At 55.9% G+C, this 15,796-nt stretch carries 11 protein-coding genes; 5 read left to right on the forward strand and 6 right to left on the reverse strand.

Annotation, left to right across the window (positions count from 1 at the left end; genetic code table 11):
- The first annotated feature begins 185 nt into the window (after positions 1-185).
- Together DK872_RS03220 and DK872_RS03225 are read left to right on the forward strand one after the other, a co-directional pair.
- Positions 186-1,001 (forward strand): Cof-type HAD-IIB family hydrolase, encoded by an 816-nt coding sequence (locus tag DK872_RS03220; RefSeq protein ID WP_007374021.1) that lies wholly within the window; start codon positions 186-188, stop codon positions 999-1,001.
- Between the two features lie 161 nt (positions 1,002-1,162).
- A complete protein-coding gene (locus DK872_RS03225) occupies positions 1,163-2,422 on the forward strand; it encodes a DUF1479 domain-containing protein (RefSeq protein ID WP_035885910.1) in 1,260 nt (419 codons plus the stop codon).
- Here the strand turns inward: DK872_RS03225 and DK872_RS03230 are convergent.
- On the reverse strand, positions 2,419-3,492 hold the full coding sequence (locus DK872_RS03230) for a LacI family DNA-binding transcriptional regulator (RefSeq protein WP_007374019.1): 1,074 nt from the start codon (positions 3,490-3,492) through the stop codon (positions 2,419-2,421). The genes DK872_RS03225 and DK872_RS03230 overlap by 4 nt on opposite strands.
- 297 nt (positions 3,493-3,789) lie before the next feature.
- On the opposite strand from DK872_RS03230, the gene DK872_RS03235 reads away from it, so the two are divergent.
- Positions 3,790-5,091 (forward strand): MFS transporter, encoded by a 1,302-nt coding sequence (locus DK872_RS03235; RefSeq protein WP_007374018.1) that lies wholly within the window; start codon positions 3,790-3,792, stop codon positions 5,089-5,091.
- A gap of 15 nt (positions 5,092-5,106) precedes the next feature.
- Complete coding sequence (locus DK872_RS03240) at positions 5,107-7,473, forward strand: TIM-barrel domain-containing protein (RefSeq protein WP_007374017.1); 2,367 nt, start codon at positions 5,107-5,109, stop codon at positions 7,471-7,473.
- A gap of 694 nt (positions 7,474-8,167) precedes the next feature.
- Here the strand turns inward: DK872_RS03240 and DK872_RS03245 are convergent.
- A complete protein-coding gene (locus DK872_RS03245; protein ID WP_007374015.1) occupies positions 8,168-9,760 on the reverse strand; it encodes an ABC-F family ATPase in 1,593 nt (530 codons plus the stop codon).
- Positions 9,761-9,967: 207 nt separating this feature from the next.
- Here DK872_RS03245 and ldtB point away from each other — a divergent pair, with 207 nt between their 5' ends.
- Positions 9,968-10,888, forward strand: a complete 921-nt coding sequence (gene ldtB, locus DK872_RS03250) for a L,D-transpeptidase (RefSeq protein ID WP_007374014.1) — start codon at positions 9,968-9,970, stop codon at positions 10,886-10,888.
- 90 nt (positions 10,889-10,978) lie between these two features.
- Here the strand turns inward: ldtB and DK872_RS03255 are convergent, their stop codons facing one another.
- The 4 genes from DK872_RS03255 to DK872_RS03270 form a co-directional block, all read right to left on the reverse strand.
- Positions 10,979-11,695: a GntR family transcriptional regulator gene (locus DK872_RS03255; protein ID WP_007374013.1), complete on the reverse strand. Its 717-nt coding sequence runs from the start codon at positions 11,693-11,695 to the stop codon at positions 10,979-10,981.
- Between the two features lie 15 nt (positions 11,696-11,710).
- The gene (locus tag DK872_RS03260) at positions 11,711-13,030 is read right to left on the reverse strand and encodes a PTS sugar transporter subunit IIC (RefSeq protein WP_161518028.1); all 1,320 of its coding nucleotides are present in this window, start codon (positions 13,028-13,030) and stop codon (positions 11,711-11,713) included.
- Positions 13,031-13,054: 24 nt separating this feature from the next.
- Positions 13,055-14,431 (reverse strand): glycoside hydrolase family 1 protein, encoded by a 1,377-nt coding sequence (locus tag DK872_RS03265; RefSeq protein WP_072438494.1) that lies wholly within the window; start codon positions 14,429-14,431, stop codon positions 13,055-13,057.
- A 239-nt stretch (positions 14,432-14,670) separates the two neighbouring features.
- A complete protein-coding gene (locus tag DK872_RS03270) occupies positions 14,671-15,711 on the reverse strand; it encodes an aldo/keto reductase (RefSeq protein ID WP_064567677.1) in 1,041 nt (346 codons plus the stop codon).
- Positions 15,712-15,796 lie beyond the last annotated feature (85 nt).

Raw genomic sequence — 15,796 nt, forward strand, 5'->3', positions numbered from 1 at the left:
GAAGGCGGCAAGGCGGTAAGTCCCCGGGAGCTTACACTAGTAAGTGACCGGGGCGCACCGCCGCAGCCAACGCACCTGCGGTTCGAAAGACGACGGTTAAACTTTCATATGAAATAAAATTTGTGCATCAGCTCACATTGTCTCTAGAATATTGCTCGTTACAAAAATATTCAGGAGCGCAGTATATGACCGTCAAAGTTATCGTCACTGACATGGACGGAACTTTCCTTGATGACGCCAAGCAGTACGATCGCACGCGGTTTATGGCGCAATTCCAGCAACTTCAGCAGCGCGGTATTGAGTTTGTGGTCGCCAGCGGCAACCAGTATTACCAGCTGATCTCCTTCTTCCCGGAACTGAAAGAGAAGATTTGTTTCGTCGCCGAAAACGGCGCGCTGGTGTATGAACATGGCCAGCAACTGTTCCACGGTGAGCTGACCCGTCACGAAGCGCAGGTCGTCATTGGCGAACTGTTAAAAGACAGCAGCCTGAACTTTGTCGCCTGCGGGCTGGAAAGCGCCTACGTAAGCGAGAACGCCCCGGCCGAATTTGTCGATCTGATGTCAAAGCACTACTACCGTTTAAAACCGGTGCGCGATTTCCAGAAGATTGACGACACGCTGTTTAAGTTCTCGCTGAACTTACCGGACAGCGAGATTCCGCAGCTCATTGATGAACTGCATGTCTCGCTTGATGGCATTATGAAGCCGGTCACCAGCGGTTTTGGCTTCGTTGATTTGATTATCCCCGGTCTGCATAAAGCCAACGGCATTACCCGCCTGCTGAAACGCTGGGGCGTGTCGCCGCAGCAGTGCGTCACCATTGGCGACAGCGGTAATGACGCTGAAATGCTACGCATGACGGAGTTCTCCTTTGCCATGGGCAACGCCGGGGATGCCATTAAAGCCATTGCCCGCCATCAGACCGATGACAACAATCATCAGGGCGCGCTGAACGTGATTCAGGCCGTGCTCGATAATACCGCACCGTTCGACCGCTAATCTCCCGCCGGAGCGCCCGCTCCGGCTTTTTCCTCCCCTGCTCTTCTCTCTTTTCTCCCTTTGTGCTGCCCATCAAATTTTTAAACTTGCATTAACTTATTTTTAACTTAGATTATCACTTGTAAGTTTAATTTCTTTCGAATGAAAGTTGAGAGGTTCACATGACGTTTACCAGCGAGACCTTGCCTGCCGATCACAAAGCGTCGATTCGTCAGATGAAACAGACACTGCGCGCGCAGATCGGCGACGTGCAAAGCGTCTTTAACCGCCTGAGCGAGCAGATTGCCGCCCGTGTCGCAGAGATCAAAGCGCTGCAAGCGCGCGGCGAATCGGTCTGGCCACAAATCCCTTACGCCGATATTGCGCAGGGCCGTGTTAGCGACGCGCAGCGGGCGCTGATTAAACAGCGCGGTTGCGCGGTGATCAAAGGCCACTTTCCGCGCGATCGGGCGCTGGGCTGGGATCGCGCAATGCTGGATTATCTCGACGCCAACCATTTTGACGATGTGTATAAAGGCCCGGGCGACAGCTTCTTTGGCACGCTGGAAGCGTCGCGCCCGGAAATCTACCCGATTTACTGGTCGCAGGCGCAAATGCAGGCGCGGCAAAGCAATGAAATGGCGGCAGTGCAATCTTTCCTCAATCGCCTGTGGCGTTTCGAAAGCGAAGGCCGCCAGTGGTTCGACCCGGATGTCAGCGTGATCTACCCGGATCGCATCCGCCGTCGCCCGCCTGGTACCACCTCAAAAGGGCTCGGCGCGCATACCGATTCCGGCGCGCTGGAGCGCTGGTTGCTGCCCGCTTACCAGCGCGTATTCGCCAGCGTGTTTAACGGCAAACTGGAAGAGTACGATCCGTGGGATGCCGCGCATCGCACCGAGGTGGAAGAGTACACGGTGGATAACACCACCAAATGCTCAGTATTCCGTACCTTCCAGGGCTGGACGGCGCTGTCGGACATGATCCCCGGCCAGGGATTGCTGCACGTGGTGCCGATCCCGGAAGCGATGGCGTATATCCTGCTGCGTCCGCTGCTTGACGATGTGCCGGAGGATGAGCTGTGCGGCGTCGCGCCGGGCCGCGTTCTGCCGGTTTCAGAGAAGTGGCACCCGCTACTGATTGAGGCGCTGAGCAGCATACCAGCGCTGGACGCGGGCGATTCCGTGTGGTGGCACTGCGATGTTATCCACTCGGTCGCGCCGGTGGAAAACCAGCAGGGCTGGGGGAACGTGATGTATATTCCCGCCGCGCCGCTGTGCGAGAAGAACCTCGCTTATGCCCGCAAGGTGAAAGTGGCGCTGGAGCAAGGCGCATCGCCGGGGGATTTCCCGCGCGAGAACTACGAAAGCGACTGGACAGGCCGCTTTACGCTTGCTGATCTGAATGCGCACGGTAAACGTGCGCTGGGTATCGACGTTTAAGCGTCGTATAGCCCCTGCCATTCAACGGCGGTGCGTTGCTGTCCCGAACGTATCCGCCGTACCGATTCCCGCACCACCAGCGTGCCGTTCAACAGCAGCGAACCGACCGCCGCCTGCGGACGAATCAACCGCTGCTGTAACAGATGCACCGCTTCAACGCCCAGCTCATCGCGCGGAACATGCACCGCTGTCAGCGGGACATCCTGAATCGCCGCCAGGTTAAAGGCATCGATACTCATCACCGAGATATCCTGCGGCACACGCAAACCGCGCTGCTGCAACGCGCGCACCGTGCCTTCCGCCATAAAATCCCCACTGACGAGAAATGCCGTGGGCGGCACATTATGCGCCGGGTCGTCCAGCCACTCGCCCACCCGCTGCTGCGCTTCGCGGGCGCTGAAACTGGGAACCGTGATCAAATTGCGCTTGCTGTTAAAGCGCAAATTGTCATGCAGCCAGGCATCTTTGATCCCCGCCAGCCGCAGATCCATGGTGTAACGGCGCAGGCACATAACAGTCACCACGTCGCGGTGGCCCATATCAAACAGATAGCGTGCGGCAAATTCGCCAATGGTGCGGTGATCCGGCGCGATCGACGGTAGACGCATTCGCCTGTCGCGGCAGTTGATCAGCACGCAGGGTTTGCCGCTCTCTGCTGCCAGATCGTGAATGTGCGGATCGTCAATGCCGAGCAGGATTGCGGCCTGCGTTTCCGCAGCCTGCATCCTGCCAAGAAACGTGCCGGCGTCGCTGTCCAGCTCCTCCAGCGCACAGTAGCGCAGCCGTACTTCGTGAGAATCGAGCGCTTTGTTGATGCTCTGTATCACGCGGTAATAAAAGATGTCGGACCGCTCATCAAAAGCGCGCTGCGGCGCAAAGACCACCAGGTTATTCAGCAACAGACGCCCGGCAGCAATGCCCTCCATCACGCCCAGCTCACGGGCGCAGGCGAGCACCGCGCTTCGTGCCTGCTCGCTGGTGTTTGCTTTACCGGCCAGCACGCGTGAAACGGTACTGGTAGACAGGTTTGTACGGCGGGCAATTTCACTGATTTTTAGCTTTTTATCCATTCTGTGATCTCGCTCCATTTGCTGAATGGGAAAATTTTCATGAGCCATAAACCCTGTTATTCATGGCATGAATAAGAGTTTGCCGCATATCTGCCGTCACTGATGAGAATCCTTGCACAAAATCCGCTTTAGCGGCACATTTTTCTCACCTAACGTAAACCTGTCGTACAACTTCCATACTAGTTGTATGCATTTTGATGGCAAAAAACGAAAAAAATCTTCTGGCGAACCACTTCGGTATAACAAATCTGAAAGACTCGCCCCGACTTCCCTACAAAACGATGTGCGGAGAAAAGAATGAGCCAGGGAATCAACAACGAAATGGCGGCCAGCAAGAGCCGCCGGATAGTGAAAAAATTACGCTGGTGGATGCTGGTGCTGTTTTTATTCGGTGTGACGGTGAACTACATCACCCGTAACTCGCTGGGCATTCTGGCGCCGGAACTGAAAAGCAGCCTCGGTATCACCACCGAACAGTACTCGTGGATTGTCGGCGCCTTTCAGCTCGCTTACACCATTTTTCAGCCGCTGTGCGGCTGGCTGATTGATGTTATCGGCCTGAAAGTCGGCTTTATGGTGTGCGCCATTATCTGGGCGCTGGCCTGTATCTTCCACGCGGGTGCTGCCAACTGGGTGCATCTGGCGATCCTGCGCTTCACCATGGGCGCATCGGAAGCCGCTGCCACGCCAGCCAACGCCAAAACCATCGGCGAATGGTTCCCGAAAGCGGAACGCCCGGTTGCTGCGGGCTGGGCGGGCGTCGGCTTCTCGATTGGTGCGATGCTGGCGCCGCCGATCATCTACTTCGCCCATGCCTCGTTTGGCTGGCAGGGCGCGTTTATGTTTACCGGCGTGCTGGCGCTGGTGTGGGTCATTTTGTGGTGGGCGTTTTACCATAATCCGGATAAACACCCGAACCTGAGCAAGGACGAACTGACCTTTATTCAGCAGGATCACGAACCGCCAGCGGTGAAACTCCCCTTCTTTACTGCGCTGAAAACCGTATCGAAAAACAAGCGCTTTTACGGTATCGCCATTCCCGCTTTTATGGCGGAACCGGCATGGGCGGTGCTGAGTTTCTGGGTGCCGCTCTATCTGGCGAAAGAGCACGGCATGGATCTGAAGCAGATTGCGATGTTCGCCTGGCTGCCGTTCCTCGCCGCTGACCTCGGCAGCGTGGCGAGCGGTTATCTGACCAAACTCTATACCCGCTGGTTTGGCTGCACCCGTGTGAACTCGGTGGTGGCCAGTTCCGTGACCGGCGCATTCCTGATGATTTCGCTGGCCGTGGTCGCCATCACGCGCGATCCCTACATCACCATTGTGTTGATCTCGATTGGTGGTTTTGGCCACCAGATCATCTCCTGCATGTTGAGCGCACTGGTGGTCGAGTCCTTCGATAAAGGGCAAATGGCGACGGTGAACGGCATGCGCGGCTCGGCGGCGTGGATCGCCAGCTTCCTCTTTTCACTGCTGATCGGCGTGACCGCCGACAAGATTGGTTTCAATCCGCTGTTTATTGCCATGGGTTTCTTTGACCTGATTGGCGCTCTGTTCCTGGTGGCATTTATTGCTGAACGTCGCGCTAAACGCGCCTGATTGTGGATCGTTGAAATGAAAACGCTGAAGAACTGGACGTTACAAAAACAGGCGGCTCACCACGTTGAGCTGCTGGTGGACGGGCAACACACCTTGTGCCTGTATGTGCTGGAAGAGCATCTGTTCCGCGTGCTGCTAAAACGCAAAGGCGAGCTGGCGCTGGACAGAACCTGGAGTATTGCGCCGCGTGAAGATGTGCCGTGGGAAGGCCGTTCGCGCGAAGATGTGTCGGGCTTCACCCTGCCCGCCTGGACGCTGACTCAGCAGGCCGACACGCTGGTGCTGGAAAGCGCGCAGCTACGCGTGACGGTCCACCAGCCGCTGTGGCTGGAGTGGCACTACCGCAATGCGGCGGGCGAGTGGCAGTGGCTGGCAGGCGATCGTCCTACCAGCGCCTATCTGGTGAACGCGCACGGCGACGGCGTGGCGCACTATCTCAGCCGTAAAAAAGAGGAGCGCTTTTACGGTCTTGGTGAAAAAGCGGGCAACCTGCAACGTAACGGCCAGCGCTATGAAATGCGCAACCTTGATGCAATGGGATATAACGCCGCCAGCACCGATCCGCTGTACAAACACATTCCCTTTACCCTGACGCGCCGGGACGATATCAGCTACGGCTTGTTTTATGACAACCTCAGCAGTTGCTGGCTGGATCTGGGCAATGAAATCGATAACTACCACACCGCTTATCGCCGCTGGCAGGCCGAAGCCGGTGATATCGATTACTACATTTTTACCGGCGCACGCGCACTGGATGTGACCAAAGCGTTTGTCCGCCTGACGGGGAAAACGCTGTTCGGGCCGAAATGGAGCCTCGGTTACAGCGGCTCGACCATGCATTACACCGATGCGCCGGATGCGCAAAATCAGCTGATGAACTTTATTCGCCTGTGCGAAGAACATGCGATTCCGTGCGATTCGTTCCAGCTCTCCTCCGGCTATACCTCAATTAACGGTAAGCGCTACGTCTTTAACTGGAACTACGACAAAGTGCCGCAGCCGAAAGTGATGAGCCAGGCGTTTCACGATGCCGGGCTGAAGCTGGCGGCGAATATCAAACCCTGCCTGTTGCAGGATCACCCGCGCTATAACGAAGTGGCGGAGAAAGGCCTGTTTATTCGCGATTCGGAAAACGACGCGCCGGAGCGTTCCAGCTTCTGGGACGATGAAGGGTCTCATCTCGATTTTACCAATCCGCAGACCGTTGCCTGGTGGCAGGACGGTGTGACCACGCAACTGCTGGAGATGGGGATTGATTCCACCTGGAACGATAATAATGAATTCGAAGTGTGGGACGGCGAAGCGCGCTGCCAGGGTTTTGGCCGCGAAATCGCCATCAAACATATTCGCCCGGTGATGCCGCTGCTGATGATGCGCGCCTCGATGGAAGCGCAGCAGCGTTTTGCGCCGCAGAAACGCCCGTATCTGATCTCCCGTTCCGGCTGCGCCGGGATGCAGCGCTATGTGCAGACCTGGAGCGGAGATAACCGCACCAACTGGGATACGCTGCGTTACAACACGCGGATGGGCGTCGGCATGAGCCTTTCCGGGTTGTATAACGTCGGTCACGATGTTGGCGGTTTCTCCGGCGATAAACCGGATGCGGAACTGTTCGTTCGTTGGGTACAGAACGGCGTGATGCATCCGCGCTTTACCATCCACTCCTGGAACGACGATCGCACGGTCAACGAACCGTGGATGTACCCGGCAATTACACCAGCGATCCGCAGCGCCATTGAATTGCGCTACCGCCTGTTGCCCTATCTCTACACGCTGCTGTGGCAGGCGCACGTCGACGATGAACCGATGTTGCGCCCAACGTTCCTCGATCACGAACATGACCAACAGACGTTCGAGGAGTGCGACGACTTCCTGCTCGGCCGCGATATTCTTGTCGCCAGCGTGGTTGAACCCGGCCAGCGCGAACGCCGCGTGTGGTTACCGGCCAATGACAACGGCTGGTATGACTTTTACAGCGGCGTCTGGTATGCGCCGGGCCAGTGGGTAACGCTGGATGCACCGCTGGAAACCCTGCCGTTACTGGTTCGTGCCGGTGCCGGATTGCCGATGAGCGAGCGCATTAGCCATGTGGATGCCAAAGCGGATGATACCCGCGAGCTGAGACTCTTCCCGGTAAAAGGTACGGGGCGTTCCGGCGGTCTGTTGTTTGAAGATGATGGCGAATCCTGGGGATATAAAGACGGCAATGCGCTGTGGCTGGAATGGGAAATGGTTTGCAGCGGCAGCAGCGTGGATTTACAGGTGCGCACCCGCGGTGATTACCGCCCGGCCTGGCAGGCGCTGAAAGTGACGCTGCCTGCGGGAGATAAACGCCAGTTATTGATCAATGGCGTGGCGGCAACGGAGTGGATGTTTGCATAACGCCGATGCCGGATGGCGCTGGCGCTTACCCGGCATCAGCGCCCTTTCAGCAATGAGACAGTTTTTGCTAACACCAGTCTTGCAGCGATGGGGTTAAGTTCCCCGCTCGAAATCGGCGAACCGAAGCGCAGATGACAAGGTCTGGACGCCATGGATGGCGGCCAGAGGCGAGTCGAGCAGGACAAAATTGCCGGGAGCAATTTTGAACAGCGCTTACGCTGGCCCCGAAGGGGCGAGTCCCATGGATGGGACGAGTAATCACGAGTCGACCCGACCGCAGGCAAATGTGCGGGAGGTGAGCGCAGTGCGAAGCACCGATTTCCCGCGGGGCCGCGGGGGATTGAAAAGGGGAAGCGCGGTGGCTTCCCCTTTTCCCGTTCACGTGATACCGAGTTGATGTGACCACCGTTCATCTGGTGAACGGAACAATTCCACCTACGTCAAACCAACGGTTTTGCCGGAAGGCGGCAAACCTGAGTATCCCTGGGAGCTTACATAAGTAAGTAACCGGGGTACGAAGGTGCAGCCAACGCACCTGCGGCGTGAAAGACGACGGAATACGCCGCAATTTACCTAAGTATTTCGCGTTGCAGGAAGGCGGCAAACCTGAGTATCCCCGGAAGCTTACATGAGTAAGTGACCGGGGTACGAAGGTGCAGCCAACGCACCTGCGGCATGAAAGACGACGGTAAATTTATTCGATACCCTGGCTACGCAGATAATCTTCATAGTTCCCGGTGAAATCCACCACGCGCTGCGGCGTAATCTCAATCACGCGGGTTGCCAGCGAACTTACGAATTCACGGTCGTGAGAAACAAAGATCAGCGTGCCCTGGTACATCTCCAGCGCCATGTTCAGCGACTCGATGGATTCCATATCAAGGTGGTTGGTTGGTTCATCCATCACCAGGATATTCGGTTTTTCCATCATCAGCTTACCGAACAGCATACGGCCCTTCTCACCACCGGAAAGCACCTTCGCCGGTTTCTTGATATCGTCCTGGCTGAACAGCAAACGACCGAGAATACTGCGCACCGCCTGCTCGTCATCGCCTTCCTGTTTCCACTGGCTCATCCAGTCGAACACGGTCAGATCGTTATCAAAGTCTGCGGCATGATCCTGCGCGTAATAACCGATGCTGGCATTTTCCGACCATTTCACCGTTCCGTTATCCGGCTGCAGATCGCCGACCAGCGTTTTCAGCAGAGTGGATTTACCCACGCCGTTAGTACCGAGCACCGCCACTTTCTCGCCCACTTCCAGCAGCAGGTTGAAGTTTTTAAACAGCGGGCCGTTATCAAAACCTTTGGTCAGTTGCTCCACTTCCAGCGCATTACGGAACAGTTTCTTGTCCTGCTCGAAGCGAATAAACGGGTTCTGACGGCTGGAGGCTTTCACCTCATCCAGCTTGATCTTATCAATCTGACGGGCGCGGGAAGTTGCCTGGCGAGATTTCGAGGCGTTGGCGCTAAAGCGGCTGACAAAGGATTGCAGCTCGGCGATTTGCGCTTTCTTCTTGGCGTTATCCGCCAGCAGGCGTTCGCGCGCCTGCGTTGCCGCCGTCATGTACTCATCATAGTTACCCGGATAAACGCGCAGCTCGCCGTAGTCGAGATCCGCCATGTGGGTACACACCATGTTGAGGAAGTGACGGTCGTGCGAAATGATGATCATGGTGCTGTCACGCTCGTTCAGCACCTGCTCCAGCCAGCGAATGGTATCGATGTCCAGGTTGTTGGTCGGTTCATCGAGCAGCAGAATGTCCGGGTTAGCGAACAGCGCCTGCGCCAGCAGCACACGCAGCTTCCAGCCGGGTGCCACTTCGCTCATCGGGCCGTAGTGTTGTTCTACAGGAATGCCAACGCCGAGCAGCAGTTCGCCCGCACGCGCTTCGGCGGAGTAGCCGTCCATTTCGCCGTACTGTACTTCAAGATCGGCCACTTTATAGCCATCTTCTTCGCTCATCTCAGCAAGGCCGTAGATGCGATCGCGTTCCTGTTTCACTTCCCACAGTTCGGCGTGGCCCATGATCACCGTGTCGAGCACGCTGAACTCTTCAAAAGCAAACTGATCCTGACGCAGCTTACCGATACGCTCGTTTGGATCGAGAGAGACGTTCCCCAACGTCGGTTCTAAATCACCGCCGAGGATCTTCATAAAGGTGGATTTTCCGCTCCCGTTAGCGCCGATCAGGCCATAACGGTTGCCGCCGCCGAATTTGACGGAAATATTTTCGAACAGCGGCTTGCTGCCGAACTGCATGGTGACGTTGCTGGTGACTAACACAGAGGTATCCTGAAATATGTGACAAACACCCTATTATGCCACAATTCCGAATTAGATTCCTGCCCGCTGTCAGATGGCTAAACTGCAAGCAAAAGGAAAAAAGTGTGATTTCGTACACATCTGAATTCCCTGAGCGCAGGAATGCACATATAATGCGCTTCCTGCATTCCTAACCCAACGGCCTGTGTGGCAAAAATCTCGCACAAAATGAACATGAAAATAAAAACCCTTTTCGCGGCGGCTTTGGCTGTCGTGGGATTTTGCAATAATGCGTCTGCTGTTACTTATCCGCTGCCGACAGACGGTAGCCGATTGATTGGTCAGAACCAGGTTGTCACTATCCCGGAAGGCAACACTCAGCCTCTGGAATATTACGCCGCTGAATATCAGATGGGCCTGTCCAACATGCTGGAAGCCAACCCGGGCATTGATGCCTACCTGCCGAAAGGCGGTACGGTAATGAATGTTCCGCAGCAACTGATCCTGCCGGATACCGTTCACGAAGGCATTGTCATCAACAGCGCAGAAATGCGTCTCTACTACTACCCGAAAGGCACCAATACGGTAATCGTGCTGCCTATCGGTATCGGCCAGCTCGGGAAAGATACCCCGATCGCCTGGACCACCAAAGTTGAGCGTAAGAAAGCCGGCCCGACATGGACGCCGACCGCGAAAATGCACGCGGAATACATTGCAGCAGGTCAACCGCTGCCGGCAGTGGTTCCGGCTGGCCCGGACAACCCGATGGGCCTGTATGCGCTCTATATCGGCCGTCTGTATGCGATCCACGGCACCAACGCCAACTTCGGTATCGGCCTGCGCGTAAGCCACGGCTGTGTGCGTCTGCGTAACGATGACATCAAATTCCTGTTCGAAAACGTGCCGGTCGGCACCCGCGTACAGTTCATTGATGAGCCAGTAAAAGCGACCACCGAGCCGGATGGCAGCCGCTATATCGAAGTTCACAACCCGCTGTCCACCACGGAAGCGCAGTTCAACGGCGGCGAAATTGTGCCGATCGCGCTGAGCAAAGCGGTACAGGCCGTCACCAGTCAGTCTGATGTGGATTCAAACGTTGTCGATCAGGCAGTGCAGAACCGTTCCGGTATGCCGGTACGTCTGAACTAATCTGCGGTTTAATGCCCGGTGGCGCTACGCTTACCGGGCCGACAAAACCCACAGGCCGGATAAGGCGTCAGCCGCCATCCGGCCAAAAAATCACCCGTTATTGACCACAATTATCCCGCCGTGATCGTAGCGATAATGGCAGTGGGCGTACTCCAGCGGCGTGCCGTCTTCCAGATAGATAACCTGTTCCACTTCCAGCACCGGATCGGTCTCTTCACAGTTCAAATACTGTTTGTCCTCCGCCCAGGGTTTCAGCGCGCGCACAATACGATACGAACCCATGATCTTCAGCGCCAGCTCTTCCTGCACATAGCGAAAGACGGAGCTTTCCAGATGCCCGCGATTCAGCCCCGGCACCAGATTGACCGGCATCAGCGTGAACTCCAGCGACATCGGTTCGCCTTCCAGCATGCGCAAACGGATAAAGTCATATACCGGATCGTCCGGCCCCACCAGCAGCGATGCCTGCTCTTTCTCACTGGGAAAACGCAGTTCGAAGCGGATGATTTTACTCGTCACTTCGCCAACGCTCTCCCAAGTTTTGGTGGCGCCAAAATAGTCGCTGCCGGGCAGATCCCAGCGCGACAACTGAAGAAAGTTTTTGCGGATGAACGTGCCCTGCCCCTGGCGGGTATAGACCAGCCCCTCCACAATCAGCTGGCGCATCGCCTGCTGAATCGTCATCCGGCTGGTATTAAACTCTGCCGCCAGCGCAAATTGATCCGGTAACGGTGCGCTGGCAGCGTAGTGCTGGCTGAGAATGCGCCGCTTAATCTCGCGCGCAATCATGATGTATTTTGCCGCCATAGCCCTTCTCTGTAATTATTGTATCCCATTGTTTTTCAAGGCCACTCGCTCGGAAATTTTGAGGAAAGGCAGGTAAAAGAATACACCAAAGACAATGATGATCAACTGCACCACCACCGCCCGCCAGTCACCCGCCGTTGCCAGCCAGGCGCTGAGAATCGGCGGTGTCGTCCAAGGGATCATCACCACGCAGCGCGACATCCAGCCCAGCGTTGTACAGAGCCAGGCAAACCAGATGCCAAGCGCGGGCAGCAGCACAAACGGGATCATCAGCGGCAGGTTGAATACGATCGGCAAGCCGAAAATCACCGGCTCGTTAATATTAAACAGCCCCGGCGAAATGGCGAGGCGCGCCACCTGCTTCGCCGATTGCTGTTTCGCAAAGAGAAAGATGGCGATCAGCAGGGAAATAGTACTGCCGGTGCCGCCAATCATGCCAAAGGTCGGAACGAAGATATTGTTGATGATATGCGGGATCGGCTGCCCGTTGGCAAAAGCCAGCATATTTTCGTTGGTGTTGATCAGCAAAAGCGGCTCCAGGATCACGCCGTTGACCACCGTCTGGTGGATGCCCAGCGTAAACAGGAAGTTGCCGAAGCTATAAATAAACAGTGTGCCCGGCAGGCTGGTGTTGATCTGCCGCAGCGGTTGCTGGATAAGCGTGGTGATCAGGTGGATCAAATCGGTGTGGAGAAGATTCGCCAGCAGCGCGGCAACGATGGCAAACAGCGACAGGGTAATAATGGCCGGGATCAGCGAGGAAAAAGATTGCCCTACCGCTGCAGGCACATTCTCGCCCAGCGAAATTGAAAACCGTTTCACGCCAGCGACACGGATAAACAGCTCGGTGGAGAGCAGCCCGATAATCACCCCGGCAAAAATCCCGGTCGAGCCGATGTTAGTGAAAGCCAGCATCTGCGTCACACTGACCGTGGCTTTCGCGCCCACCGGCACCACCTCAAGTTGCATCGGCATCATGATAATAAAGCTGGACAGCGCAATGACCACCGCCGACACCGGGTTGCCAAAGTTCTTATTGCGCGCCAGTGACCAGGCCGTCATCGGCGCGATCAGTAGCGCGGCAATATTCAGCGTTCCGTTGATCACCGCTTCGCCCCATACTTTAAAACGCGCCAGCGTCTCCCCTTCCAGCACCCAGGGGAAAATGACGTTGTTGATCAACACCGCCAATCCGGCAAGGATAAAAATCGGCATCACTGCCGCAAAGGCGTCGCGCAGGGAACGCAGGTGCACCTGGTTTGCCAGGTGGGCAGAAAAATCGACGAACTTATCGACGAATGACTGCATATTCGGCGTGATTTTAGTTTCAGACATAGCGCTGTCCTCTCAATCAATGTGTTACATGTCGCGCCCGTTACTGCGGATCACCTGTTGCAGCCAGCGATAACTCTTCTTCGGTACTCGTTTCATATCTTTCAGATCGTGATTTTCCCGGTTCACATACACCACGCCGTAGCGCTTACGCATATCGCCCTGTGAACTAAGAATGTCGATTAAGCCCCAGCCGAGATAGCCAATCACCTGTGCACCATCAATGAAAATGGCATCCTGCATCGCCTGGATATGGTCGCGGTGGTAGGCAATACGGTAGTCGTCATCGATGGGGTTTACGCCATCCCACTCTTCAATCACACCAATGCCGTTTTCAATCGGGAACACCGGCAAGCGCCAGTCGTTGTAGTAACGGGTGATAATGGCGCGAAAACCAAGGGGATCGATTTGCCAGCCCCATTCGGTGGCTTCAAGGTACGGGTTGGCTTTATCGCCCTGTTGCAGGTAGTAGTTGACCGGGGTTTCTGGCGAGATGGCGTCGCTATCAAGGGTTTTACTGGCGTAATAGCTGAACGCCATAAAGTCGTTTTTCACGCGGGCGATTTGCGCCAGATCCTCATCGCGATAGATATCGCGGAAACCTTCGCGATCGACGACCGCCAGCACTTCCGGGCTGTAGCCCTGCCCGGCAAACACCCTCAGCAAATTCTGGTTGAGAAACTCGTCATACTGGGTCGCGCAAAAAACATCGCGCGGCTTGCAGGTTGCCGGATAAATCAGTTGATGCGCCAGCATGCCGCCCATCAGGCGTCCGGGTTGTGTCTCATGCAGATAGTGGGTGAGCAGCACATGCGACATCATCACGTGATGCTGGATCTGATACAGCTCGCGCAGGGTTTTCTCGCCGTTGAGATAGCCGCCCACCTGGAACGCGCCCGGCATGTGGTAGATGTTCTGCTCATTGAAGGTCAGCCAGAACTTCACCCGGCTGCCGAAGCAATCGATCATTTTTTTGCCGTAGCGCACAAAGGCGTCCTGCACATGTCGATCGGCAAAACCGTTGTACTGCTGCGCCAGTGCCAGCGGCATATCAAAGTGGTAGAGACACACCATCGGTTCGATGCCGCGCGCCAGCAGATCGTCAATAAAGCGGTCGTAAAACGCGATCCCCTCTTCGTTGAACTCACCGTCGCCCTGCGGGCAAACGCGGCTCCAGGCAATCTGGAAACGGTAACAGTTCATGCCCAGATCCTGCATCAGATCGAAATCTTCGCGGTAGCGGTGGTAAGAATCGGTGGCGACTTTCCAGTCTGAGGCAAATTCGCTGGCTTCACGGATGTCATATACCGACATCCCTTTCCCGCCCTCATTCCATGCCCCTTCAGTCTGCATGCTGGAAACGGAATTCCCCCACAGGAAGCCAGTCGGTAACGTTTTGCTCATCGCGCTTTCTCCATGACTAGTCATTTAATGAATATGACTAGTCATATAGATAACGGCGAAAAAATGGGCAAAGAAAGATGTGCAGATTTGTGATGGTTTTCGAAAGATTTACCGAATAACAGCATAAGTAGGCCGAATAAGACGTAGCCGCCAGCCGGCGTTTTTTGGCCAGTGGTGCCACGATTGCCGGATGACGCTAATGCTTATCCGGCCTACGGGGTGTGGTGAACGGATTTAAATTACTGCTGTTTTAACTGATTACGACGATACTCGCCCTGGCGCTCCAGCATCCAGCCAGGATACTCGCGGGGCAGCGCGCTTACGGCGTCAAGCTGTTGCAGCTCATCTGCACTTAAACGAATCGCGGTGGCGGCAAGGTTGTCATCCAGTTGTTCCTGCCGTTTAGCGCCAATGATCACGCTACTGACTACCGGCTGATGCAGCAGCCAGGCCAGCGCGATTTGCGCTACCGAAACGCCTTTACTGTCGGCAATGGTGCGCATCACATCCACGCAGTCAAAGGCGCGATCTTTGTTCACCGGCGGGAAATCAAACTCCAGCCGACGACCGCCCGCTTCCCCATTGCCATCGCGATCGTATTTACCGCTCAGCAAACCGCCGGCCAGCGGGCTCCAGACCATCAACCCGACGCCTTCGCTCTGCATCATCGGCACCAGCTCGCGTTCCAGATCGCGACCGGCAATGGTGTAGTAGGCCTGCAACGAGGCAAAACGCGCCAGCCCAAGCCGTTCGGAAATCCCCAGCGCCTTGGTAATCTGCCACGCCGCCCAGTTAGAGACGCCGATATAGCGTACATGCCCGTGCTGCACCAGATTATCCAGCGCGTAGAGTGTCTCTTCGATCGGCGTAGCCGGATCAAAACCGTGCAGTTGGTAGAGATCGATATGATCGAGCTGCAAGCGACGCAGGCTCTCTTTCACGCTGTTGATAATGTGGTAGCGCGAACTGCCGCGCGAGTTCACCCCGGCGGTGCCGGTTTCACCAAACACTTTGGTGGCGACAACCACGTTTTCACGCGGGACTTTCAGGTTCTTCAGCGCCTGGCCGGTGATCTCTTCCGAGCGCCCTTCAGAATAAACATTGGCGGTGTCGATAAAGTTAATGCCCGCATCAAGTGCGCGGCCAATCAACTGCTCCGCCTGCGCCTGCTGTAGCTGGCCGATTTTGCCCCACATTCCGCCTTCGCCGCCGAAGGTCATGGTGCCGAGGCATAACTCAGAAACAAACAGTCCGGTATTACCCAATTTTTGATAGCGCATGATGGCGTCTCCTCATCGGTTTAGTTGACGCAACAGTTATACGGAATCTTTTGGCAGGAGGAATGTGAGGATCCTGCCTGTTTCT

This window comes from Kosakonia sp. MH5, from assembly GCF_009935945.1.
GTDB classification, from domain to species: domain Bacteria; phylum Pseudomonadota; class Gammaproteobacteria; order Enterobacterales; family Enterobacteriaceae; genus Kosakonia; species Kosakonia radicincitans.